We start from the raw sequence: 23820 nt of genomic DNA, 5'->3' as shown, positions 1-23820 counted from the left end.
CTGGTCAGCCGATTGACTGCCGTGGTGTCAGAGTAGGCAATCAGGGGCCCCGAAACCTATCTCTGCGTGTTACAACCGTGTAAAGCGACCAAATCGTTACGAACGACGACCGGTAATCCCCTGATAATCAATGATTTGCGTCTCGCTGACGGCGAGCACGCACGCTCCCCACGAGCCGCACACGGCGCTTCCCGAAACCACTTGCGACCAGCCTGCCGTCAACGATGCAGCGCCGTCGTCCGCGGTGATCACGGCGGCCAGGGCAGCGGTGATGACGCCGTCGTAGGCTTCGGCGCCGCCGGCGGTGCCGGCCAGCCCGGGATCGGCGGACTTGAGCCGTGCCGTGAACGCCTCGTCGGCGGCGAGGGGGGTTCCTCCGTTCGCGAAGTCGCTCAGGGCGACCAGTGCCGCACCGTTCACGGACGCCTCAGCATCCGCTGGAAACGCCGTCGTCGCATCCCACAAGATCAGGTCTGCCCCGCGCGCCACGAGGTCGGCGAAGGCCGCGGCGAGGTCACCGGCGGAGTTTCGATGGATGAGCTCTACGACCTGGGTCGGTATCGTCTGCTCGGCCAGAATGTTGCGTAGAGCCAGCTCGGTGCCGGCCACCTGGGCAGCGCCGCTGGCAGCATTATCGCCGGTCATGGGAAACAGGGTGCCGATCCGGAGAATCCCATCGCCGCTCGGCACCGCCGTCACGCTCGGTTGCGGGGTGGCGCTGGGCACGACTGCCGGGGTGCTCGCGCAACCGGTGAGTGCAAGAATGCCCAGAAGTACGGCGGCGGTGAGCAGACGACGGGGCATGTGGATCCTTTGGTGCGAGCGGCGGAACGTATCGCCTCAGCGTATCGGCTGGTCAGGCCGGTTCGAGGGCAGCCCGGCGCGGAGCTCGACCGGAGGCGACCATGTCGACCGTGAGGATGATCAGGGCCACCCAGACCAGGCCGAATCCGGCCCAGCGCTCGAGGGGCATGGCCTCCTTCAACACGAACACGCCGACCAGGAATTGCAGCACCGGGGCGACGAACTGAATGAGGCCCAGCACGGTGAGCGGCAGGCGTCGTGCCGCCGCCGCGAAGAGCAGCAGGGGCACCGCCGTGATCACACCGGCAGCGAGCAGGCCCATGGTGTGCACGGGCGAGACGGTGCCGAAGGTGAGACCGGACAGGCTGGAGACCACGAACAGTTGCACGATGGCGACCGGGGCAAGCCAGGCGGTTTCAAGGGTGAGTCCGGTAACGGCGTCGACGCTCGGCCCGACCCGCTTTTTGATCAGCCCGTAGAACCCGAAGGAGAAGGCGAGAATGAGCGAGATCCACGGGAGGGAGCCGTATCCGACGGCGAGCACGACCACGGCGAGAAAGCTGACGCCGATCGCCACCCACTGCAGGGGGCGCAGCCGCTCGCGTAGTACGAAGACTCCGAGCAATACCGTGATGATGGGATTGATGAAATAGCCCAGCGCCGCCTCAACCACGTGCCCGGTCGTGGCGGCGATCACATAGGTCTGCCAGTTGATGAAGATGAAAATGCCGGCCAGGCCCATGGTCAAGACGATGCGCCGTTGGCGAAGTGCGCGGCCGAGCACGTTCCAGGCGCGGGTCACGGTGATGATGACGGCGCAGAACACAAGGGAGAACAACACCCGCCAGGCGACAATCTCGAAGGCCCCTGAGGGAGTGAGCAGCAGAAAGTACAGCGGCAGCATTCCCCACAGCAGGTACGAGAGCCCCCCGAACATGAGGCCGGAGCGGTGTGTGCTGTGCAGGCTGCGCGCGTCGGCGCCGGTGGTGCTGCCCGGGGTACCGGCATCCATATGAGTGTCCTTGGGTCGAAACAGAAAAACTCCCGAATGGCAGAGCCATTCGGGAGCTTTCAGTCTAGAACTACCGACTGGTCGGTGTACTAGTTCGTGCGCGTGCTATCGAAAGATAGTCAGCGAACGATTGTTATCGAACGACGACCGCGAGCACGTCGCGAGCGGAGAGAACCAACAGGTCGTCGCCACCGAACTTGACCTCGGTTCCGCCGTACTTGGAGTAGATGACCTTGTCGCCGACGGCGATGTCGAGGGGAATGCGGTTGCCGTTGTCGTCAATGCGGCCGGGGCCGACTGCAACAACTTCGCCCTCCTGGGGCTTTTCCTTCGCGGTGTCAGGAATGACCAGACCTGATGCGGTGGTCTGCTCGGCGTCGACCTGCTTGATGACGATGCGATCCTCGAGCGGCTTGATGGAGACCGACACGGTTGACCTCTTTCTAAGATTTGGGTTAGCAGACTCACAGCGAGAGTGCCAAGTGAAGTTTAGGGGGCTTCTGGCACTCACGCAACGTGAGTGCCAGAAGGGGGCCGTTTTGGTAGCGTTGAAACATGGATCGAACCGAACTCGTTGAGCTGCTCTCGCCCGCGAGTTTGCGGCTGCTGGACTCGCTGCCCGCCTATGACACAAACGGTGACGTGCTCAAGCTGGTGAGCGATCTGCGCAAGGCGGGGCATGCTCCCGGGCTCGTCTCGGCCGTGCTCAGCCAGTCCCGGCTGCGGGCGAAGGCGGCGGGTAAATTCGGTGAATTCGCCGAGCGGATGCTGTTCACCGACGCCGGACTGGAACAGGCGACCCGGCTGCGGGTCGCGGCGCTGCACGCCGGCCGGTTTGCCGGACTGTCGGCCGCCCTCGGACACCCGCCGCGGGTCGCCGACCTTGGCTGCGGCATCGGGGGCGACGCCATGGCCATCGCCGCGATGGATCTTCCGGTCGTAGCGGTCGACGCCGATGAGGTGACGGCGACCGTCGCGAGCTTCAACCTTGCTCCTTTTGCGAACGCCTCCGCCCTGCACTCCGATGCGGAGTCGGTGGACCTGACCGACTTCGATGCGGTCTGGCTCGACCCGGCCCGACGCACGAGCGGGCACAGCAACACCACCCGGCTCACGCGCTCCGAGGACTACTCCCCCTCGCTCGACTTTGCCTATCTGCTGGCGACCACGCTGCCACTCGGCATGAAGCTCGGGCCCGGCCACGACCGCGATCAAATTCCGGTCGATGCCGAAGCCCAGTGGGTGTCCGTGGACGGCCAACTGGTGGAGATGGCGCTGTGGTTCGGCGCTCTCGCACGCCCGGGCATCCGTCGTTCGGCACTGCTGCTGACCGCCGGCGGCATGCAGGAAATGGTTGCTTCCGCCGACAGCGATGACGTTGAAGCCGGTGAACTGGGCCAGTACATCTACGAGCCGGACGGTGCGGTCATTCGCGCGCGCCTGATCGGCGACCTGGCCCGTTCGATGGATGCCCGAATGCTGAGCGAGGGAATTGCCTACCTGACCAACGACACGTTCACGCCGACACCCTTCGCGAGCGCATTTCGGGTGCTCGAAACCCTGCCGTTCGACGAGAAGAAACTACGGCTGGCGTTGCTGGAGCGACGCATCGGCACCCTCGAGATCAAAAAACGCGGCGTCGACGTTGATCCGGCGACGCTGCGCACCCGCTTGAAGCTCAAGGGTCCGGAATCAGCGACGCTCATTGTGACCCGGGCGGCCGGGCATCGAGTCGCCCTGCTCGCGGAGCGCGTGCGGTAGCGACAAGAGTTCGAAGAAGTCAGAGCAGCGGGAGCACGCGCTGCGTGATGTAGACGACCCAGCCGGTCGCGAGCAGCACGCCGATAAGGCCGCTCACCAGCCCGCTCAACCACAGGGTGCGCGCCCAATTCTCGGTTGTGCGGGCGATCAGAGCGAGCGCGATCGCGATGAGCGCGATCGGAAAGCCGAACACACCGATCACGCCGAGGGCGAGCCCGACCAGGCCACAGATCACGGATGCGACCGACAGGCCGCGGCGACTGATCGCACGCGCCACCTCGGCCTCGGTGTAGGTGTACGGCACGAACTCGGTGGGAGCGGTGACCGTGGACGACCAGTCCAGCTGGCTGCCGGGCGGTGCGGCGGGACGGGTGTAGTCCAGCCGCGCCGGGGCGTCGTCGTGCTGGTGGGGTGTCGTCATGGTTGTCCTCTGGCCGCAAACCGCGCCGGGCAGCACACGCGGCGTGCCCCCCAATGCCTAGTTGTAGTTGTACCCGCTGGTTGATGCTGTGGCGATAAGCAACGCGATCATCCCGAACGCGAAGATCGCACCGCCGACGAGGCCGACGTAGCCGAGGATGGTCCCCCAGAGCGCCAGTCCGTGGCCCTTCTCGCCGGTCCTTTTGATCTGGCTCAGGGCGATGTGGCCGGTAATGATGCCGACCAGCGAGATCAGAAGGATCGAGCTCACCAGTGAGATGATCGACAGGACGTTGTACTTGTCCTGCGGGTTCTGCTGGCCGTACGGGTTCTGGCCATAGGCGGGAGGCTGGCCGTATGCCGGGGCCTCGCCATATGCCGGAGCTTGGCCGTAAGCGGGAGCTTGGCCAGTACCCGGAGCGGCCGGGGCACCCGGTGCCGGGTAGCTCGGGTAGGCCGGGGCGGCCGGGGTTTCGCTGGTCGGGTCGCTGCCGGTCGGGTCGGCGGGGGGTTGGGTGGGATCAGACATCAGCGGTCTCCTTCATGGTGAACGTGCGGTGGTCGCACCGCAAGAATATCGCGTGCGGCTGCGCGAGTGTGACTACCCCGCGCTGCAGACCTGAATCTGATCGACCGGCAGGGTGGAGTCGGCACCGAACTCCAGCGTCGACGGCTTATGCCCGGCCATGATCAGTTGGGCGCCGAGAGCGGCGATCATGGCGCCGTTGTCGGTGCACAGCGATAACGGCGGGATGCGCAGCACGATGCCGGCGGCATCCGTTCTCTCCGTGGCGCGCAAGCGCAGTCGCGCGTTGGCGATGACACCACCGCCCAACAGCAAGCGTGGCACGTTGTAGTCGGCGCACGCCGCGAGGGCTTTGGTGAGCAGAATATCAACGACCGCCTCCCGAAAGCTCGCGGCGACGTCGCCGATCGGAACCGGTTCACCGGCATCCTGACGCTGCTCCACGAAGCGCGCGACCGAGGTCTTCAAACCCGAGAACGAGAAGTCGTAGCGGTGCGCAGCCATGTCTTTGGGCTGGCTGAGTCCGCGCGGAAAGCGGATGGCTTTCGGATTACCGTCGGCGGCGACGCGGTCGATCTGCGGGCCACCGGGGTAAGGCAGCCCGAGCAGCCGCGCCACCTTGTCGAAGGCTTCCCCGGCTGCATCATCAATGGTTTCACCGAGCAGCTCAACGTCGCTGACCAGGTCGCGTACCAACAGCAACGACGTGTGGCCGCCGGAGACGAGCAGGGCGATCGTCGGGTATTCGAGCGGTTCGGTGTCGGTGCTGTCGGTGCTGTCGGTGCTGTCGGTGCTGTCGGTGCTGTCGGTGCTGTCGGTGGTTTCGGTGGTGCTGTGCAGCAGATCGGCACCCACGTGACCGACCAGATGGTTCACGGCGTAGATCGGCTTGTCCAGGGCGACGGCGAGCGCTTTGGCCGCGCCGACCCCGACCATGAGCGCTCCGGACAGGCCCGGCCCGCTCGTGACGGCGATGGCGTCGAGATCGGCCAGACGGATGCCGGCCTCCGCCACGGCGGCCGTGATGGCCGGGCCGAGCTCGTCGAGGTGTGCTCGCGCGGCGATCTCGGGCACGACGCCGCCGTAGCGGGCGTGTTCGTCCATCGAGCTGGCAATCGTGTTGGAGAGCAGGGTGGTTCCGCGCACAATGCCGATACCCGTTTCATCGCACGACGTTTCGATGCCGAGCACGAGAGGGTCGATACGATTCATGAGTGCACCGTCGTTGCTGGTTGAGTGAGCATCGGATTGAGTTCGGGAATGGTCAGGCGCATAACGATGGCGTCGACATTGTCGGGCTGGTAATAGCCGCGGCGCACCCCCACGCTGATGAAACCGAGCCGTTCGTAGAGGCGCTCCGCGTCGGGATTGTCGGCGCGCACCTCGAGAAAGACCAGCCGGGCACCGCGCTTGCGCGCCTCACCGATGAGCGCCTGCATGAGAGTGCGGCCGAGGCCGTGACCGCGAGCCGATTCCGCGACGGCGATGGTCTGGATATCGCCCTCAACGGCTCCCTGCGGCGCGAGCAGCCCGGCGTAGGCCTCGATCCGGCTGGGGTCCTCGGGCGGGAACGCAACAAGGTAGTAGCAGGCGGTGTCGCCGAGGTCGCGCAGCATCATGGGCGACGACCAGGCGTCATTCTCAAAGATGCTGGTTTCCAGGTGCATGATGGCATCGAGGTCGGCCTCGTGCGCCCGCCGCAGCTGCCAGGTCATCGGCTCACCCGTTTGGGACCGGCCGAGAGCGTGACGTCGGGTGAGCGCAGATACAGCGGCTCGTTGGCGGCGAACGGTCGTTGGTGGGCGTAGCTCAATTCAGCGACCAGGCCGAGTTCGCCGGCCGAGACGGTGGCGGCGTCCAAACGTGGCCACCCTGCGTGCAGCCAGGCGGGGTCATCAAGCTGGGCGGGTTTGGCGAGGCCGGGGGCCCCGGCGCGCACGGGCAGGCCGGCGGCATCCGCTGCCGTATAGGCGCTCCAGTAGATTTCGCGGCGCCGAGCGTCGGTGACGACCACGAGGGGGCCCCGATGACCGCGCCGGTAGTGGCCGTAGGCGATGGCGTCGTGGCTGATCACCGGAACCAGCGGTTTGCCGGCGCCGAGGGCGAATACCCGGGCCGAGGCAATGCCGACCCGCAGTCCGGTGAACGGGCCGGGGCCCATGCCCCCGACCACGCCGGAAAGGTCGGCTGGAGTGATGTTCGCTTCATGGAGGCAGGCCAGTATGAAGGGGCCGACAATTTCGGCATGACGCATGGTGTCGTTTTCGCCGCGTTCGGCGAGCACACCACGGGTCAGGTCGACAACGGCGACACTCGTGCCGGCGGAGGTATCGATGGCAAGTAGCACCCGATCAGCCTAGGCGCTGTGGCGCGGGGTTCAACTCGCGTCGGGCTTGGGTCCGCGCTGGGCGCGCACGGCCTTGATGCTCAGCTGAACCGCGGCCAGGATGAGCAGTCCGGCGAAGAGAATGCCGGACAGGCGCGCCGGAATCATCAGCGCCACGGCGACGCCCGGTGCGGAAACCAGGGTCGCGGCCACGCCGACGGCGAGGCCGGCGCGCAAATCTACGAGTCGACCGCGCAGGTTGGAGATGGTACCGACGATGCCGGTGGGCAGCATCACGAGCAGCGAGGTTCCCTTGGCGATGAGGTCGCTCGCGCCGAACAGGGCAATGAGGCCGGGCACGGCAATCACGCCACCGCCGATCCCGAACAGTCCCGACGCGATGCCCATGAACAGGCCGAGCACGATGTAACCCAGAGCGACCGGCCAGGTGAGGTCAACGACCGCGCCACGAATCGGAGCAACCAGCAGCAGCCGGGCGGCCACGACCACGAGCAGGCCGATGAACATCCAGCGCAGCCAGACCAGCGGGATTCGCCGCAACAGCCGCGTTCCGATAATCGCACCGACAACGGCGCCAATGACGATGAATCCGGCGGCGACGAGGTCGGTGTGGCCGTTCAGGAAGTAGGTGGTGGCCCCGACCAGGGAGGCCGGCACGATGGCCACGAGCGAGGTCGCCGCGGCGCGACGTTGATCCATCCGGGCGAGATCAACGAGCAGCGGAACCATCACGATGCCGCCGCCGACGCCGAACATGCCGGAGAGGAAGCCGCCGATGGTACCGATCAGAATCAGTGTCAGCCAGTACCGGGCCCCCGAGTCAGGCTTCACGAGAGCGCGCAGGAGTGAGAACGGGGTACGGGCATGGCATTAGCCTAAGCGGGTTCGGTCGGTAACAATTCCGCCAGGGTGGCCCACCGCGGGCCGTGACCGATCAGGGTCACGCTTCTGGGCTCGTCGAGATCGTGATCCAAATCGATAACGGATGCTGCGGCATCCGCTTCTGCCAGCGCCGGCGACTGCCCCTGCGGACGCACGATCTCGATATCGAGCCAGGACTCGGTGATGCCGTCGAGCAGGCCACGACCCCATTCGACCACGACGATGGAGTGTGCGAAATCGATGTCGAGATCGTCGAGTTCCATGGCGCTGCCCAGGCGGTAGGCGTCGACGTGCACGAACGGCGCACCGCCGACGAGGCTCGGATGCGTGCGGGCGAGCACAAAGGTGGGGCTGGTGACGGCTCCGCGCACGTGCAGGCCTTCGCCGAGCCCCCGCGTGAGGGTGGTCTTGCCCGCACCGAGTGGGCCGGTGAGCACGATCAGGTCGCCGGCTTTGAGGGTGCGCGCGAGCTCAACACCGAATTGGTGCATCGCCGCCGCATCCGCAACGGTGCGGCGCAGCTCAGCCATTGATATGCCGCCGGTTCACGCGATGCCCGATGCGGGTGACGATCTCGTAGTTGATCGTGCCGGCGGCGTTGGCCCAGTCGGTGGCGCTCGGTGCTCCGGTGGTCGGGTCGCCGAACACAATCACCTCGTCGCCCACGGCCACGCCGGGATCCTCGTTGCCGAGGTTGACCACGAATTGGTCCATCGCCACTCGCCCCACCACCGGGTAGTTCTCGCTGCGAATATGCACGAGCGCCGTTCCCGCGGCCTGGCGCGGAATTCCGTCGGCGTAGCCGAGCGGCACGAGCACGAGCGTGGAATCCTGTGGTGCCCGCCAGAGGTAGTCGTAGGAGACCCCGGCACCCGCGTTCACCCGACGCACGAGGGCCACCCGGCCACGCAGGGTCATCGCCGGAACCAGCCCGAGGTCAGCCGACGTCGCATCGGCAAAAGGCGACAGCCCGTACAGGGTGATGCCCAGGCGCACCATGGTGAAACGCGCAGACGGCAACCGCAGGGCCGCCGCCGATGAGGCGAGGTGCACGAGAGCGGGAGCCAGCCCGGCGGTGCGGGCCGCCCGGAGACCGCGTTCGAAGCAAGCCAGCGCCTGCTGGTCATCGTCGTCCGAGGCGTTAGCGAGGTGACTCATGACGCCGTCGACGCGCAGCAGTCCGACCCGCTCGAGTGCGGCGGCGAGCGCGAATACCGCGGCCCAGTCACCTTCGTGCACGCCGTTGCGGCTCAGCCCGGTCTCCAGCTTCAGATGAACGGATGCGGTGCGACCCAGCTCCGCCGCGGCATCCGCTACCTGTTGCAGTTGGCGCGCTGACGAGACCCCGAGGGTGACGTCGTCGTCGATGGCGGCGCTGAAATCGGCGTCGGGGTCGTGCAGCCAGGCCAAAATCGGTGCGTCAATGCCGGCGTCACGCAGGGCCAACGCTTCATCGATATCGGCGACGCCAAGCCAGTCCGCTCCCCCGGCGAGGGCGGCCAGGGCCACCGGAATCGCGCCGTGCCCGTAGGCGTTGGCTTTGACCACCGCCATGGTGTGGGGGGTGCCGATGACTGTGCGCAGGTGAGCCATGTTGCCGCGGATGGCCGCGAGGTCAATCACGGCTTCGCGAAAGCCGGTCATTGCTCACCCTCAGCGACGACGAAGGCGCAGGCCACACCGGCGTCGTGGGTCATGGTGACGTGCACCCGGCCAATACCGCGGTCGGCCAGGGCCGTCGCTGCCGCCCCGCTGAGTTTGAATTCGGGGTTGCCGTGCGGGTCGTTCACAATCTCCATCTCCTGCCAGGTGGCGCCGGCGCTGTCACCGAGGGCCTTGATCAGGGCTTCCTTCGCGGCGAAGCGCGCCGCGAGGGAGTGCACCGGCAGGCCGCGCTCCCCCGGGGCGAACAACCGCGGCACGAGACCTGGCGTGCGCTCGACCTGGCGCGTGAACCGCGCCAGGTCGACCACGTCAATCCCGATGCCTTTGATCACCGCGGTCTATTCGACCGTGACGGATTTGGCCAGGTTGCGCGGCTGGTCCACGTCGAGACCCTTGGCAATGGCCAGCTCCATGGCAAACATCTGCAACGGCACCACGGCCAGCAGCGGCTCGAACAGGGGCCCGGCGAGCGGAATCGGAATGACGGTGTCGGCAAACGGCAGAACCGCGGCATCGCCGGCCTCGGCGATCGCAATGATGCGCGCGCCGCGTGCGCGGATCTCCTGGATGTTCGAAACGACCTTCGGGTGCAGGTGGGCAGAACCTCGTGGGCTCGGCACCACGACGAACACCGGCTGACCGGGCTCGATCAGGGCGATCGGACCGTGCTTGAGCTCACCGGCGGCGAATCCTTCGGCATGAATGTAGGCGAGCTCTTTGAGCTTGAGCGCGCCCTCGAGTGCGATCGGAAACCCGACATGACGGCCGAGGAACAGCACCGCGCGGGTGTCGCTCATCCTGCCGGCGAGCTGCCGCACATCCTCTTCGACGCTGAGAACGGCGGCGATCTTCTCCGGAATGCCCTGCAGCTCGGCGACCTGCAGGGCCTGCTCGGCATCCGTGAGCGAGCCACGCACGCGGGCGAGGTGCAGCCCGAACAGGTACAGCGCCGCGATCTGCGCCACGAAGGCCTTGGTCGACGCGACGGCGACCTCGGGGCCGGCGTGCGTGTAGACCACGGCGTCGGACTCGCGCGGAATTGTGGCGCCCTGCGTGTTACAGATCGAGATCGCTTTCGCGCCTTGCGACATGGCGTATTTGACGGCCATGAGCGTGTCCATGGTTTCACCGGACTGGCTGATCGAAATCACCAAGGTGTCATCGCTGAGCACCGGGTCGCGGTAACGGAATTCATGGCTGAGTTCGACATCCACCGGCACCCGTGCCCATTTTTCAATGGCGTACTTGGCGGTCTGGCCGGCGTACGCGGCGGTTCCACAGGCGACGATGACGATACGACGGATACCGGCGAGCACGTCGTCACCGAAAGCCGTCAGTTCGGGAACAACGACGTGTCCCTCGTGAATGCGGCCGCGCAGGGTATTGGCGACGGCATCCGGCTGCTCGGAGACTTCCTTGGCCATAAAGCTGGACCAGCCGCCCTTGTCCGACGCCGAGGCATCCCAGGCGATGTCGAATTCTTCCGTCTCGACCGGGTTGCCGTCGAAGTCGGTCACGGTGACGGTGTCGGGCGTAATGGTGACGATCTGGTCCTGGCCGATGGCCACGGCCCGGCGGGTGTACTCAACAAAGGCGGCCACGTCAGACCCGAGAAAATTTTCGCCGTCGCCGAGTCCGATCACGAGCGGGGAGTTGCGGCGGGCGCCGACCACGACGCCGGGCTGGTCCTGGTGCACGGCCAGTAGGGTGAATGCACCGTCGAGGCGGGCCACGATGGAGCGGAACGCTTCGGCCAAATCGCCGACGCGCTGGTACTCGCGGCCGAGCAGAACCGCCGCAACCTCGGTGTCGGTTTCGCTCAGGAAGGTGAAGCCCTCAGCGAGTAGTTCGTCGCGCAGCGGTGCAAAGTTTTCAATGATGCCGTTGTGGATGAGAGCGAGTTTGTTGTTGTCACCCAGGTGCGGGTGCGCGTTTCCATCGGTCGGTCCACCGTGCGTGGCCCAACGAGTGTGCCCGATCCCGGTCTTTCCGGTATTGATGGGACGAGCCTTGAGCTCATCGGTCAGCGCCGAGAGCTTGCCCGCCTTCTTGGCGGTGTTCAGCACGCCGGATTCATCAATGACGGCGATCCCCGCGGAGTCGTACCCGCGATACTCGAGTCGCCCGAGCCCTCCCATCAGAACATCAACGGTTTTGTTGCTTCCGACATAACCTACGATTCCGCACATAGCACCTGATATTAGTCGGACTAAGCTGGGGGGAATGTCCGATCCGGTGCTGACCCCTGTAGTGAACGGTCACGGCACCCCTTTTGTGGAATTGGACCGGGCCGATTGGGCTGCCCTCGCGCCGACCACGATGCTTCCGCTGAAAGAAACGGAGATCGTGCAATTGCGCGGGCTGGGCGAGCCGCTCGACATCAACGAAGTGACGGATGTCTACCTGCCGCTGAGTCGCCTGCTCAACCTGTACGCTGCGAATGCTCGCACACTGCACCGCGCCACGAGCGGATTCCTAGGCGAACGTGCCCGTCCGACGCCGTTCGTCATCGGTGTCGCCGGCTCCGTCGCGGTCGGTAAGTCGACTACGGCACGGCTGTTGCGCGAGATGCTGGCCCGGTGGGATGACACCCCACGAGTCGAGCTCGTCACGACCGATGGGTTTCTTTTTCCCAACGCGGAACTGAATCGTCGCGGGCTGATGGCGCGCAAGGGTTTTCCGGAATCGTATGACCGGCGGGCCCTGTTGCGGTTCGTGAGCGCGGTCAAGAGCGGCGCCCCCGAGGTGCGTTCACCGTTCTATTCGCATTTGAGCTACGACATCGTGCCCGACGCCCAGATCGTCGTGCGACAGCCGGACATCCTCATCGTCGAGGGCCTCAACGTGTTGCAGCCCCCCGGGCCGGGACACGGTCTTTCGGTGAGCGACCTGTTCGATTTCACGGTCTACGTGGATGCCCGCACCCAGGACATTGCCCGGTGGTACGAGGAACGTTTTCTCAAGCTGCAACGCGGAGCGTTCTCCAACCCCAACTCGTTCTTTCACCGTTATGCCGCCCTCACCGAGGAAGAAGCTCGCGGCAAGGCGCGCAGCATCTGGAGCAGCATCAACGAACCGAACCTGCTGCAGAACATCCGCCCCACCCGGTCGCGCGCGACCCTGGTGTTGCGCAAGGACCCCACGCACGCGGTCTCCAAGGTGCTCCTGCGCAAGGTCTGACCCGCAGTCCCAGGAGCGTCACCCACACCGCTGGTCGAGGAGCAGGCCCGCCCGTCACCAGGTCTCGAGACGCTCGCAAAGCTCGCTCCTCGACCAGCGAGCGGCGAAATCTCGACCAGCGAGCGGGGCGACCCACCCCGCTGGTCGAGGAGCGGGCCCGCTCTTGGCCCGCGTCTCGAGACCTGGTGAGCCGAGCTACGAAACTAGAGGGCCAGGCGCTCGCGTACTACGTCGGCGAGGGAATGCGCCAGCCGGTCAGCCGTGGGCTGGTCGGCGGCTTCCACCATGACCCGCACCATCGGCTCGGTGCCGGACGGGCGCAACAGCACCCGGCCGGTATCGCCAAGCTCGCTTTCCGCCGCGCGCACCGCCTGGGCGATGACCTCGTCGCCGCCGAGGCCCTTGTGGTTCACACCGCGCACGTTGACCAGGATCTGCGGATACACGGTCATCACGGATGCCAGTTCAGCGACAGTCTTACCGGTGCGAGCCATCTCAGCGACCAGGTGCAACCCCGTGAGAATGCCGTCGCCGGTGGTGGCGAACTCGGTCATGATGACGTGACCGGACTGTTCGCCGCCGAGCGAATAGCCGTGGGCATTGAGCTCTTCGAGCACGTACCGGTCGCCGACCTTGGTCTGCACCACGGCGATGTCGTTGGCTGCCATCGCCTTTCGCAAACCGAGGTTGCTCATCACGGTCGCCACGAGCGTGCGGTCCTTGAGTACGCCGCGTTCGGCCATCGACACGGCGAGGATCGCCATAATCTGGTCGCCGTCCACGATCTTGCCGTCGCGGTCAACCGCCAGGCACCGGTCGGCGTCACCATCATGGGCGATGCCGATGTCGGCACCGTGCTCGAGTACCGCACGGGCCAGGTTGTCGAGGTGGGTCGAACCCACGCCGTCGTTGATGTTGAGACCGTCAGGGTCGGCACCGATCACGGTGAGACGAGCACCGGCATCCGTGAATACCTGCGGTGAAACGCCGGCGGCGGCACCGTGGGCGCAGTCGAGCACGACGTGAATGCCATCGAGGCGATGCGGCAGCGTTGTCAGCAGGTGCACCACGTAGCGATCTTCGGCGTCGGCGAAACGACGGATGCGTCCCACGTCGCCACCGATCGGCAGGAGGGTGTCGCGACCGATGTAGGACTCGATGCGGTCCTCAACGTCGTCGGGAAGTTTGGTTCCGCCGAAGGCGAAGATCTTGATGCCGTTGTCGGGCGCCGCGTTGTGTGAGGCAGAAATCATCACACCGAAGTCGGCACCGATGTCGTTGATCAAGAAGGCTGCGGCGGGCGTGGGAATAACCCCGGCGTCGAGAACGTCAACGCCACTGGAGGCCAGACCGGCCGAGACTGCAGCCGTAAGAAATTCACCGGAAATTCGTGGGTCGCGGGCGACCACGGCAACGGGCCGGCGGCCCGCTTCTAAGCGTGCTTCTGCACGACGACCACGGGTCAGCACGGCGGCGCTGGCCTGAGCAAGGCTCAGGGCCAGGACAGCCGTGAGATCACGGTTGGCCAGGCCCCGAACGCCGTCGGTGCCGAATAGACGAGTCATATCGTCGTCGGCAATCCGGTTAACGCTTGCTGAACTGAGGTGCCTTACGGGCCTTCTTGAGTCCGGCCTTCTTGCGCTCCTTGACACGAGCGTCGCGGCTCAGGAAGCCGTTCTTCTTGAGGATGGCGCGGTTGTTTTCTTCGTCAATCAGGTTCAGGCAGCGTGCAATGCCGAGGCGAAGCGCGCCGGCCTGGCCGGACGGGCCACCACCGGTGATGCGGGCGATGACGTCGTACGAGCCGAGCAGGTCGAGGACCTTGAACGGGTCGTTGACGAGCTGCTGGTGCAGCTTGTTCGGGAAGTAGTCAGCGAACTCGCGGCCGTTGACAACGATCGTGCCGGAGCCGGGGACGATGCGCACGCGGGCGATGGCCTGCTTGCGACGGCCGACGGCTGCGCCGGGAACGTTGAGGACGGCGCGGGGCGCCTTGGTTACGGTTTCGGCCGGGGTCTCGGTGGAGTAGCTCTCCGGAGCCTGGTCAATCTGGTCTGCGATCTTCGCCACGATGATGGGAATCCTTTTTATCTAAGAGTCGAGAAGTCTGGTTGCCGGCGCTACTGCGCGACCTGGCTGAGGGTGTACGGCTTGGGCTGCTGAGCGGAGTGCGGGTGCTCAGGGCCGGCGTATACCTTCAGCTTGGTGAGCTGGGCGCGACCGAGCGAGTTCTTCGGCAGCATGCCGCGAATCGCTTTTTCGACCGCACGGGTCGGGTGCTTCTCGAGCATCTCGGAGTAGTTGGTCGCCGTGAGGCCGCCCGGGAAACCCGAGTGGCGGTAGGCGATCTTCAGGTCGAGCTTCTTGCCGGTGAGGGCAACCTTCTCAGCGTTGACGATGATGACGAAGTCGCCACCGTCCATGTGCGGGGAGAAGGTGGCCTTGTGCTTGCCGCGCAGCAGGATTGCCGCGTGGCTGGCCAGACGTCCGAGAACGATATCGGTGGCATCGATGACAACCCAGTCGTGCTGGAGTTCGCTTGCCTTGGGGGTGTAAGTGCGAGTCACTGTTGTACTGCTTTCTTCTTTTTCGAACGGAGGTGTTCGTGAATCCCGCTCCGGGCTTGTTCTTTTGAGAAATACTTCTCGGGAAAAGAACACTGTCGATGGAGGGCTCACGTTCGGGTGCCGTGCGGCAACGCACAGACACCAAGGGTCAACACTAGTCGGAGCAAACCGCTGGCGCAACTTGCCGATCAGTCGGCGGCCACGGTTTCGGGCAGTGACCGACGGTTGCGGGTGTCGATGGCGCGCTGCGCCAGCGCGGCGTCGTCGGGATAGCCGACATCGATCAGGGTGAGGCCATGCGCCTGCATCACCTTGAACTCGCTGATGCGATGATTGTCAAAGTGCAGGTTGGCCAGCGTGCTGCCGTCGAGCCGCCCCTCCCCCACAGCCACGCAGGCTCCGACCATGGCGCGCACCATGCTGTGGCAGAAGGCATCCGCTATGATAGTGGCGATGATGAGGCCATCGTCGTCGCGATGCCACCGAAATTCCTGCACGGTGCGAATGGTCGTGGCGCCTGGGCGTGGCTTGCAGTAGGCCGCAAAGTCGTGCAGGCCCACCAAATTGGCCGCAGCGGCGTCCATGGCGGCGAGATCGAGTTTGAACGGATGCCACGTGGTGCGCAAGCGCTGATTCGGGTCACGCAGGGCGAGCGGGTCGGCGATGCGGTACTCGTAGCGACGCCACATCGCCGAGAAGCGGGCGTCGAAACCGCCGGGCACGACCGTGGCGCGGCGCAGCACGATGTCGGGCTTGGTCACCAGGATGCCGCCCAGGCGGCGCAGCACCGCGGTACCGAGGTCGACCGGCGGGCGGTTTCCGGTGCCGCGCTGGATGCGCACGAGGGAATGGGATTGCTCCGCGGTGAGGTCGAAGTGGGCGACCTGTCCCGCCGCGTGCACCCCGGCATCCGTTCGTCCAGCGACGATCAACGTGGGGTGCGGTGGGAAGCTCTGCAAAATGCCCGCGAGACCGTTTTCAATCTCGGCCTGCACCGTGCGAAAGCCCGGCTGGCGGGCCCAACCGGTGAAATCGGTGCCGTCGTAGGCGAGGTCAATGCGGATGCGCGTGGAGCCCAATGCTGCATGAGCGGCGCGGGGCACAAAAAGATTCACGTGGGTAAGCCTAGGTGGCGCGCGCGGGTTATCGTTGAAACCGGCCCTTGGTCCACCCCCATTGTGAGTGCCAAAGAAATCTCGTGTTTCCCATGACTCGTTCCCCCCTGTCGCTCCCGTTTACCGGGAGAACTCGGTTGACCGCTGCCCTCATCGGGCCGGTGAACACCCCGGTGTTGGGCCCGAGCAACGCCCACACCGTGACGCCCCGGAGCGGCCGACTGTCCGGACTGGACGGCCTGCGTGCCCTCGCCGTGATCGCCGTGGTGCTCTATCATTTCTTTCCGGATCTGCTTCCCGGTGGTTTCATCGGCGTCGACGTCTTCTTCGTGATCAGCGGCTTTCTGATCACCGGGCTTCTCATCTCCGAACACACCCGCACCGGGCGTATTTCGCTTCGCCGATTCTGGCAGCGCCGCGCCCGCCGCCTGGTACCCCCACTCATTCCGGTGATTCTGATCAGCTGCACCATTGCGTTTCTCATTGGCGGGGACGTGCTGGTCGGTCTCGGCGCCCAGCTGCTGGGAGCCCTGACCTTTGGCTACAACTGGGTGTCCATCGCCAACGACGCGAGCTATTTCAGCGTCAACGAGCCCGAGTTGCTGCGCAACCTGTGGTCGCTCGCGGTGGAAGAGCAGTTCTACCTCATCTGGCCGTTGCTCCTGTTGGCCGTGTTGGTGATTCGCCGCCCCCGGCTGCGTCTGGCCCTGGTCACCGCCCTCTTCGTTGCCTCGGCGCTATGGATGGGCGTGCTCTACCAGCCCGGCGCCGATCCGACCCGGGTCTACTACGGCTCAGACACGCACAGTTTCGGGCTATTCGCCGGCGCGGCACTGGCCCTGCTGCTTCGTCGCCCGAGCGGGCAGCGCAACGAGTTGCCCCGAGCGCGCCCGTGGCTGGGTGTCGCGGCCGTGCTCGTCATCATCGCCGGCGCGCTCTGGCTGCCCGAAGACGGCACCGTGACTTTTCGGGGCGGACTCGTCGTCGTGAGCCTGGCCACCGCGGTGGCAATCTGGGCGGGGGTGCGCGGCGGCCGGTTCGGACAACTGCTCGACGCGACCCCGCTGCGCTACATCGGTGAGCGTTCCTACGGAATCTATCTGTGGCACTGGCCGGTGCTCGTCCTGGTGCAATTGCTCTGGCCGGTCGCATCTCCCAGCGACGGACTGCTGCCGATCGGGGTGCTCTCCCTGGTGATCACGCTCGGTCTGGCCGGGGTGTCGTATCGGTGGCTGGAGCTGCCGATCCGGCGCTTCGGTGTGCGCGACAGCATCCGTCAGATCGGTGCGCTCTGGACCGGGCCCACGCGTCGGCGTCGGCTCATCGCCGCGTCTGCCACGCTGTCCATGCTTCTCGTTGGCGGCACTACGGCCGCCGTCGTCGCCGCTCCGGCCCAAACGTCGGCCCAGTTGCGCATCGAGCGTGGCCAGCGGGCAATGGATGCCGCGGCCCGCGCGAGCGCTCGCGCCCTGGCCGAGGCGGCCCGCCAGGCCTCGGCGGCACCAGCCCTCGCCGACGGCCCGGTCACCGCCATCGGTGACTCGGTCATGCTCGCCTCGGCGCCGGAATTGCAGGCCACCTTTGTGGGAATGACGGTGGATGCCTCGGTCTCACGCGGCATGTATTCCGCCGATGACGTATTGACGGCGCTGAAATCGGCCGGACAACTGCATCCGGTCGTCGTGGTCGGGCTCGGTACCAACGGACCCATCACCGCTGACGAGCTCACGCAAATTCTGCGCATTCTGGGGCCCGACCGCCAACTTGTACTGGTCAACGCCTATGCCGAGCGGGATTGGACCGACGGCGTCAATGCGACGCTCGCCGATTTCGCGGCGGGTAATCGCCGCGTCGAACTCGCGAATTGGCACGACACCATCGCGGGCCGACTCGACCTGCTGGCCGGCGATCACGTGCACCCGGGCCCCACGGGCGGGCAGCTCTACGCGGACGAGGTGCGCGGCGCCGTCGATCGTCTGGCTGCCCTGCCGCCGTTGCCGGAGCACAGCTGGTTACTGCGGGAGCCCGACGCGCCCCGCCCCCCGCCGTTTCGCTGACGCACTCGGTGGAGCCCCGGCGCTGACTCAGAACTCCAGCACGTAGGCGAGCTCACGGTTCGTGGCAAAAAAGCCCATCCCCGTGTAGAGACCGAGTGCGCCGGTCGGGCTCGCCGAGTCCACGTCGAGGGTGGCACGTTCATGCCCGGCGGTCCGGCTGGCCGCGAGCTGCGCGGCCAACAGCGCTTGCGCGATGCGGCGGCCGCGCCAGGCGCTGAGCACGCCGACCAGGCCGATATAGCTGCTGCTGTAGCCGGCCGCCGCCCAGTTCTGCTCGTTCACGCTCGACATGATGAAGCCGACGACCTGCTCGCTGCCGTCGGGCTGTGTGCCGAGCGCGACGAACGACAGCTCCGGGGCGAAGGTTGCACCGGCGACGTAGGCGTTCCAGACTTCGTCGGGCACGGGCTGGCTCGACCAGTGGTCCATGAACGCGGCATCCCTGGCAGCATGCACGCCGGCGGAGAGCTCTGCCGTGTACGGTGCCACCCGGAGGCCGTCGGCCAGCTCAAACTCGCGAATCGGATCGGCGAGGCGGCGTTCCAGGGACAGAAAGTATCGCGTGCAGACCAGGCCGAACCGCTCGTAGAGGCGGCCGTTCTGCGGGGCGCGCTCGTCGCAGAACGCCCCGATCCAGCCGGGCAGCAGCTTGCTGGACGTCGCCAGCTGCTGGCGGGCCCTGGCCATTTGCCAGTTCAGCAGGGTGCGCCCGATCCCAAGGCCGCGCAGCTCGGGCAGTACTCCGCCGCTGACGGTGGACTTGACCAGAGTCACCTGGCCCGGCGCCAATTCCACGACGCCGTGAGCAACCATGCGGCCCCCAGCGTCGAAGCCGACCAGCGTGTCGGCCTCGGCACTAACGAACGATACGTCGAACGCCTCACTGACCTCATCCCGCTCCACCACGTAGTTGGGATGGTCGGCGCGACCGATCGCTTGCTCGAGCTCCCAGATGGCGTCGACATCGGCGGCCGTTGCGGCACGCCACACGGCAACATCGGCGTGCTCGGGAACCGGCAGCAGCGCCGAAGCGGTCACCCGCTCCGAGAGGGGAATCGTGGGTTCGGTCATACTTCAGCCTATCCACGCCATCCCCCACCGAGCCAGTGCCAGATCCACGGTTCGTCGGCGCTGACGCCTACTAAAACGTGAGCGAGTACGCCATCTTGCGGTGGGTGGGCACAAAGCCCATCCCGGTGTACAGACCGAGGGCGCCGGTGGGACTGTCGGAATCGACCGCCAGTACCACTTTCTCGTGGCCGAGAGCCTGCCCGGCAGCGAGCTGGGCGGCCAGTAGCGACTGGGCGATGTGGCGACCGCGCCATCCGCTCAACACGCCGACGAGGTCGATGTAGCTGCCGGTGAACCCCTGGGTGGCCCAGACGTTCTCGTTGGCCGTCGATAACACGAAGCCAACGACCTCTTCTTTGCCGGCGTCGTCGGTGCCGAACGCCACAAATGACAGGTCGGGGCGAAACCATTGCCCACTAACGAAGGCGTTCCAGTTTTCGTCGCTCATCGGCTGGCTCCCCCAGTGGTCCATGAAAGCGTCGTCTCGGGTGCGATGCACCGCCGCCGAGACCGCCGGGGTGTACTCGGCGATGCGGATGCCATCGGCCGCGTCGATAGCGCGCACCGGCGCATCCAGCGGCCGTTCCAGGGTGAGGAAGTATCGTGCCAGGCGCAAGCCGGCGTGCTCGAACAGGGCAGCGTTTTGTGGGGAGCGTTCGTCGGCGTAGCTGAGGATCCAACCGGGCAAGGTCTTGGACGACGACGCCAACTGCTGCTTCGCCCGAGCCAGCTGCCAGCCCAGCAGTTGACGCCCGATGCCGCGGCCGCGCAGCGCCGGATCGACCCCACCGATGGGCATCGAGCGCACGAGACTGACCTGTCGGGGCGGAAACATCACCATGCCGACGGCGACAATGCGGCCGGTCGCGTCGAGTCCGACGAGCGAGTCGAGCTCCGGGTGAAAGTGCGAGTAGCCGAAGTCGGCGGCGATCGCGCCGCGCGCCGTCACGTAGTTGGGGTGGTCCACTGCGCCCATAGCGGAGCGCAGCTTCCAGATGCCGTCGATATCGCCGGTCGTCGCGGGGCGCCATGTGGGCACGTCGGGGTGCGACGGTACCACCGGAGCCGCAACGATCCCCACTCGTTGTGCTAACGAAGCCTCGTGTCCATCCATCCCCCAACCCTATCCTTCACGCGAAAGCGGAAAAATCGTTGCCTCAGAGGAGCTCAAGCAACACTTTTCCCGCTTTCGCGGGACGGGGACGCGGAGACGCGGAGACGCGGGGACGCAAAAAGGGGACCAACATTGTTGGCCCCCTCCTTCACGTGCTGGTGCTACTTGGTGTCGGCCTCGACCGCAGCGTCTTCGACGACTACGTCTTCAACCACGACGGTCTCCTCGACGACATCGCCGTCAACGACGACGTCCTCAACAACGACCTCTTCGACAACGACGTTCTCGGACCCGACCGGGGTCGCGGCAACGGTCGCGGTCTTGGAGCGCTTGACCTTGGGGGTCAGGGGCTCGAGAACGAGCTCCATCTGCACCATCGAAGCGTTGTCACCCTTGCGGAAACCGAGCTTCGTGATGCGGGTGTAACCGCCCTGACGCTCGTTGACCTGCGGGGCGATGACCGTGAACAGCTCGTGCACAACGGTCTTGTCGGTGATCGTCGCGAGAACGCGACGACGCGCGTGCAGGTCGCCGCGCTTGGCGAACTGCACCATGCGCTCGGCGAGCGGACGCAGGCGCTTGGCACGGGTCTCGGTCGTCTTAATCGACTTGTGTGTGAACAGGGCCGAGGCCAGGTTCGCAAGCATGAGGCGCTCGTGCGCCGGGCCGCCACCGAGACGGGGGCCCTTTGTGGGCTTAGGCATTGGTAATCTCCAGTATCAAAAAATCGAAAGGCAGCGTTGAAGCGCGAGCCTTAGATGGTCTCTTCTTCGTAGCCGCTGTAGAAGTGCGCGCCGTCGAATCCGGGAACCGAATCCTTCAGTGACAGGCCAAGCTCAACGAGCTTGTCCTTTACTTCGTCAACCGACTTCTGCCCGAAGTTGCGGATGTTCATCAGCTGGGTCTCCGAGAGGGCGACCAGTTCGCTGACGTTGTTGATGCCTTCGCGCTTGAGGCAGTTGTACGAGCGCACCGACAGGTCGAGGTCTTCGATCGGAACCGAAAGCTCGGTCGAAAGCACAGCGTCAACCGGCGCGGGGCCGATCTCGATGCCCTCGGCGGCGGTGTTGAGCTCGCGGGCCAGCCCGAACAGCTCGGTCAGGGTGCGACCAGAGGATGCGATGGCGTCGCGAGGAGAGATAGCCGACTTGGTCTCCACGTCAACGACGAGGCGGTCGAAGTCAGTGCGCTCACCGGCACGAGTTGCCTCGACGCGGTAGGTCACCTTGAGCACGGGCGAGTAGATCGAGTCGACCGGAATCTGGCCGGCCTCGGAGAACTCGTTGCGGTTCTGGGCACTGGACACGTAACCACGGCCACGCTCAATGGTCAGTTCGAGTTCGAACTTCGCCTTGTCGTTGAGGGTTGCGATAACCAGTTCCGGGTTGTGCACCTCGACGCCGGCCGGAGCCGAAATGTCAGCGGCGGTAACCTGGCCGGAACCCTGCTTGCGCAGGTACGCGGTGATGGGCTCGTCGTGCTCGCTCGAGACAACGAGTCCCTTGATGTTCAGGATGATCTCGGTGACATCTTCCTTCACCCCGGGAACGGTGCTGAACTCGTGCAGCACGCCGTCGATACGGATGCTGGTTACAGCAGCGCCCGGGATCGAGGAGAGCAGGGTACGGCGAAGCGAGTTGCCGAGGGTGTAGCCGAAGCCAGGCTCAAGCGGCTCGATGATGAACCGTGAACGGAACTCCGAGATGTTCTCTTCGGTGAGCGTTGGACGCTGTGCAATAAGCACTGTTGATTCCTTTCGGCTAAGTGTCCGCTATATGACACTTGCAATGACGAGAGAGTGAAAAGTGAAAGAAAAGAAACGTCGCGTTGTGGCCGGCGCGACGAGTCACGCCGGCCACAACACGAACGACAGAGTGCTTTAGACGCGGCGGCGCTTCGGCGGACGGCATCCGTTGTGAGCCTGGGGCGTCACGTCGTTGATCGAACCGACCTCGAGGCCAGCGGCCTGCAGGGAACGGATCGCGGTTTCGCGGCCTGAGCCGGGTCCCTTGACGAAGACGTCAACCTTCTTCATGCCGTGTTCCTGCGCCTGGCGTGCGGCCGATTCGGCGGCCAGCTGTGCGGCGAAGGGGGTCGACTTGCGCGAACCCTTGAAACCAACCTGGCCCGACGAGGCCCAGCTGATGACGGCTCCGGTCGTGTCGGTGATCGACACGATCGTGTTGTTGAAGGTGCTCTTGATGTGGGCCTGGCCCACAGCAACGTTCTTCTTTTCTTTCTTACGCGGCTTCCGTACGGCCGACTTGGGTTGTGCCATGAATTTCTCCTGAATCCTAAAGGCGTTAGCGGGCTAGGCCGGGGCCTAGCGCGCCTTCTTCTTGCCGGCTACGGTGCGCTTCGGGCCCTTGCGGGTGCGAGCGTTGGTCTTGGTGCGCTGACCGCGAACGGGCAGGCCCTTGCGGTGGCGGATGCCCTCGTAGCTGCCAATTTCAACCTTGCGGCGGATGTCAGCGGCAACCTCACGGCGGAGGTCACCCTCAACCTTGAAGGTTCCCTCGACGTAGTCGCGGAGAAGGACGAGCTGGTCGTCGCTCAAATCCTTGACGCGGATGTTTCCGTCGATTCCAGTGTCGGCGAGGGTCTTGAGGGCCCTCGTACGGCCAACACCGTAAATGTAAGTCAATGCAACTTCCACGCGCTTATCGCGCGGGATGTCGACGCCGGCTAGACGTGCCATTGTGTCTCCTGTTAGTGATGGAGGTCTGTAACAGCTCCTGTACACCGGCCTCCAACCGATGGTGTCACCCTCACGGGCTCCCGGAACTGCTATTTGTTCGCAGCTAGTGCGCTACGTGGTGCTTCAGATAAATCTCGAGGCGACGAATCGCTTCAGGATTTAACCCTGGCGCTGCTTGTGACGCGGGTTCTCGCAGATGACCATCACGTTGCCGTTACGGCGGATGACCTTGCACTTGTCACAGATCTTTTTGACGCTGGGCTTGACCTTCATGGTGATTCCTTCTTATTCGCTGTCTTCGTGCCGATACCCGACTGGATTGTCCTTCGACTAGCTCAGGAACCGGGTCGAAATCGGCCGTTACTTACAGCAGTCGTTACTTGTAGCGGTAGACGATCCGGCCGCGGGTCAGGTCGTACGGGCTCAGCTCGACGATCACGCGGTCCTCTGGGAGGATGCGGATGTAGTGCTGACGCATCTTGCCCGAGATGTGGGCAAGAACTCGATGGCCGTTTGACAGCTCAACGCGAAACATCGCGTTGGGCAGAGCTTCGACTACCGCGCCCTCAATTTCGATGACACCGTCTTTTTTGGCCATACC

The 23820-nt window shown here is 65.3% G+C and carries 28 protein-coding genes; 3 read left to right on the top strand and 25 right to left on the bottom strand.

From position 1 onward, the window contains the following. Positions 1 to 96 precede the first annotated feature (96 nt). The 3 genes from QMK22_RS00650 to groES form a co-directional block, all read right to left on the bottom strand. On the bottom strand, positions 97 to 804 hold the full coding sequence (locus QMK22_RS00650; protein WP_283495695.1) for a hypothetical protein: 708 nt from the start codon (positions 802 to 804) through the stop codon (positions 97 to 99). A 52-nt stretch (positions 805 to 856) separates the two neighbouring features. Continuing rightward, on the bottom strand, positions 857 to 1816 hold the full coding sequence (gene rarD / locus QMK22_RS00645) for an EamA family transporter RarD (protein WP_502856789.1): 960 nt from the start codon (positions 1814 to 1816) through the stop codon (positions 857 to 859). Positions 1817 to 1949: 133 nt separating this feature from the next. Further along, entirely contained in the window at positions 1950 to 2246 is a 297-nt protein-coding gene (gene groES, locus QMK22_RS00640) for a co-chaperone GroES (RefSeq protein WP_092339382.1), read from the bottom strand. 125 nt (positions 2247 to 2371) lie between these two features. Here groES and QMK22_RS00635 point away from each other — a divergent pair, with 125 nt between their 5' ends. Next, on the top strand, positions 2372 to 3577 hold the full coding sequence (locus tag QMK22_RS00635) for a class I SAM-dependent methyltransferase (protein ID WP_283495694.1): 1206 nt from the start codon (positions 2372 to 2374) through the stop codon (positions 3575 to 3577). A gap of 19 nt (positions 3578 to 3596) precedes the next feature. Here the strand turns inward: QMK22_RS00635 and QMK22_RS00630 are convergent, their stop codons facing one another. From QMK22_RS00630 to glmS, 10 genes are all read right to left on the bottom strand, one after another. Then, positions 3597 to 3998 (bottom strand): hypothetical protein, encoded by a 402-nt coding sequence (locus QMK22_RS00630; RefSeq protein ID WP_283495693.1) that lies wholly within the window; start codon positions 3996 to 3998, stop codon positions 3597 to 3599. Positions 3999 to 4055: 57 nt separating this feature from the next. Continuing rightward, a complete protein-coding gene (locus QMK22_RS00625) occupies positions 4056 to 4526 on the bottom strand; it encodes a DUF4190 domain-containing protein (protein WP_283495692.1) in 471 nt (156 codons plus the stop codon). Positions 4527 to 4598: 72 nt separating this feature from the next. Then, positions 4599 to 5735, bottom strand: a complete 1137-nt coding sequence (tsaD, locus tag QMK22_RS00620; RefSeq protein WP_283495691.1) for a tRNA (adenosine(37)-N6)-threonylcarbamoyltransferase complex transferase subunit TsaD — start codon at positions 5733 to 5735, stop codon at positions 4599 to 4601. Continuing rightward, entirely contained in the window at positions 5732 to 6238 is a 507-nt protein-coding gene (rimI, locus tag QMK22_RS00615) for a ribosomal protein S18-alanine N-acetyltransferase (RefSeq protein WP_283495690.1), read from the bottom strand. Before rimI ends, tsaD begins: the two co-directional genes overlap by 4 nt. Then, a complete protein-coding gene (gene tsaB, locus QMK22_RS00610; protein WP_283495689.1) occupies positions 6235 to 6870 on the bottom strand; it encodes a tRNA (adenosine(37)-N6)-threonylcarbamoyltransferase complex dimerization subunit type 1 TsaB in 636 nt (211 codons plus the stop codon). Before tsaB ends, rimI begins: the two co-directional genes overlap by 4 nt. Before the next feature lie 30 nt (positions 6871 to 6900). Beyond that, positions 6901 to 7701: a sulfite exporter TauE/SafE family protein gene (locus QMK22_RS00605; RefSeq protein WP_283495688.1), complete on the bottom strand. Its 801-nt coding sequence runs from the start codon at positions 7699 to 7701 to the stop codon at positions 6901 to 6903. A gap of 44 nt (positions 7702 to 7745) precedes the next feature. Continuing rightward, on the bottom strand, positions 7746 to 8282 hold the full coding sequence (gene tsaE / locus QMK22_RS00600) for a tRNA (adenosine(37)-N6)-threonylcarbamoyltransferase complex ATPase subunit type 1 TsaE (protein WP_283495687.1): 537 nt from the start codon (positions 8280 to 8282) through the stop codon (positions 7746 to 7748). Beyond that, positions 8275 to 9396, bottom strand: coding sequence for an alanine racemase (gene alr / locus QMK22_RS00595; protein ID WP_283495686.1), 1122 nt, complete (start codon positions 9394 to 9396; stop codon positions 8275 to 8277). Before alr ends, tsaE begins: the two co-directional genes overlap by 8 nt. Then, positions 9393 to 9749, bottom strand: coding sequence for a holo-ACP synthase (locus QMK22_RS00590; RefSeq protein WP_283495685.1), 357 nt, complete (start codon positions 9747 to 9749; stop codon positions 9393 to 9395). Before QMK22_RS00590 ends, alr begins: the two co-directional genes overlap by 4 nt. A gap of 6 nt (positions 9750 to 9755) precedes the next feature. Continuing rightward, positions 9756 to 11606: a glutamine--fructose-6-phosphate transaminase (isomerizing) gene (glmS, locus tag QMK22_RS00585; RefSeq protein ID WP_283495684.1), complete on the bottom strand. Its 1851-nt coding sequence runs from the start codon at positions 11604 to 11606 to the stop codon at positions 9756 to 9758. Positions 11607 to 11640: 34 nt separating this feature from the next. On the opposite strand from glmS, the gene coaA reads away from it, so the two are divergent. Continuing rightward, the gene (gene coaA, locus QMK22_RS00580) at positions 11641 to 12597 is read left to right on the top strand and encodes a type I pantothenate kinase (RefSeq protein ID WP_283495683.1); all 957 of its coding nucleotides are present in this window, start codon (positions 11641 to 11643) and stop codon (positions 12595 to 12597) included. Between the two features lie 203 nt (positions 12598 to 12800). Here the strand turns inward: coaA and glmM are convergent, their stop codons facing one another. The 4 genes from glmM to truA form a co-directional block, all read right to left on the bottom strand. Continuing rightward, entirely contained in the window at positions 12801 to 14162 is a 1362-nt protein-coding gene (gene glmM / locus QMK22_RS00575) for a phosphoglucosamine mutase (protein ID WP_283495682.1), read from the bottom strand. Positions 14163 to 14181: 19 nt separating this feature from the next. Then, the gene (rpsI, locus tag QMK22_RS00570; protein ID WP_283495681.1) at positions 14182 to 14667 is read right to left on the bottom strand and encodes a 30S ribosomal protein S9; all 486 of its coding nucleotides are present in this window, start codon (positions 14665 to 14667) and stop codon (positions 14182 to 14184) included. Between the two features lie 50 nt (positions 14668 to 14717). Further along, positions 14718 to 15164, bottom strand: coding sequence for a 50S ribosomal protein L13 (gene rplM / locus QMK22_RS00565; protein ID WP_283495680.1), 447 nt, complete (start codon positions 15162 to 15164; stop codon positions 14718 to 14720). A 188-nt stretch (positions 15165 to 15352) separates the two neighbouring features. Continuing rightward, positions 15353 to 16279, bottom strand: coding sequence for a tRNA pseudouridine(38-40) synthase TruA (gene truA, locus QMK22_RS00560; RefSeq protein WP_283495679.1), 927 nt, complete (start codon positions 16277 to 16279; stop codon positions 15353 to 15355). Between the two features lie 92 nt (positions 16280 to 16371). Here truA and QMK22_RS00555 point away from each other — a divergent pair, with 92 nt between their 5' ends. After that, entirely contained in the window at positions 16372 to 18336 is a 1965-nt protein-coding gene (locus tag QMK22_RS00555; RefSeq protein ID WP_283495678.1) for an acyltransferase family protein, read from the top strand. A 27-nt stretch (positions 18337 to 18363) separates the two neighbouring features. On the opposite strand, the gene QMK22_RS00550 is transcribed toward QMK22_RS00555, so the two are convergent. The 8 genes from QMK22_RS00550 to infA all read right to left on the bottom strand — a co-directional run bounded on the left by QMK22_RS00550 (position 18364) and on the right by infA (position 23817). Then, positions 18364 to 19407 (bottom strand): GNAT family N-acetyltransferase, encoded by a 1044-nt coding sequence (locus tag QMK22_RS00550; protein ID WP_283495677.1) that lies wholly within the window; start codon positions 19405 to 19407, stop codon positions 18364 to 18366. Between the two features lie 70 nt (positions 19408 to 19477). Beyond that, complete coding sequence (locus QMK22_RS00545; RefSeq protein WP_283495676.1) at positions 19478 to 20446, bottom strand: GNAT family N-acetyltransferase; 969 nt, start codon at positions 20444 to 20446, stop codon at positions 19478 to 19480. A gap of 236 nt (positions 20447 to 20682) precedes the next feature. Beyond that, a complete protein-coding gene (gene rplQ / locus QMK22_RS00540; RefSeq protein ID WP_283495675.1) occupies positions 20683 to 21225 on the bottom strand; it encodes a 50S ribosomal protein L17 in 543 nt (180 codons plus the stop codon). 50 nt (positions 21226 to 21275) lie between these two features. After that, positions 21276 to 22265: a DNA-directed RNA polymerase subunit alpha gene (locus QMK22_RS00535; RefSeq protein WP_283495674.1), complete on the bottom strand. Its 990-nt coding sequence runs from the start codon at positions 22263 to 22265 to the stop codon at positions 21276 to 21278. A gap of 135 nt (positions 22266 to 22400) precedes the next feature. Continuing rightward, positions 22401 to 22799, bottom strand: coding sequence for a 30S ribosomal protein S11 (gene rpsK / locus QMK22_RS00530; protein WP_092107270.1), 399 nt, complete (start codon positions 22797 to 22799; stop codon positions 22401 to 22403). A gap of 45 nt (positions 22800 to 22844) precedes the next feature. Beyond that, entirely contained in the window at positions 22845 to 23219 is a 375-nt protein-coding gene (rpsM, locus tag QMK22_RS00525; protein ID WP_092449488.1) for a 30S ribosomal protein S13, read from the bottom strand. A gap of 159 nt (positions 23220 to 23378) precedes the next feature. Further along, the gene (gene rpmJ, locus QMK22_RS00520) at positions 23379 to 23492 is read right to left on the bottom strand and encodes a 50S ribosomal protein L36 (RefSeq protein WP_035834639.1); all 114 of its coding nucleotides are present in this window, start codon (positions 23490 to 23492) and stop codon (positions 23379 to 23381) included. 103 nt (positions 23493 to 23595) lie between these two features. Continuing rightward, the gene (infA, locus tag QMK22_RS00515) at positions 23596 to 23817 is read right to left on the bottom strand and encodes a translation initiation factor IF-1 (protein WP_035834638.1); all 222 of its coding nucleotides are present in this window, start codon (positions 23815 to 23817) and stop codon (positions 23596 to 23598) included. Positions 23818 to 23820: the final 3 nt, after the last annotated feature.

This window comes from Cryobacterium sp. PH29-G1, assembly GCF_030063365.1.
Lineage (GTDB): Bacteria > Actinomycetota > Actinomycetes > Actinomycetales > Microbacteriaceae > Cryobacterium.
The sequence above is the reverse complement of the archived record's forward strand: the minus strand, read 5'-3'. Positions and strand labels throughout refer to the sequence as shown.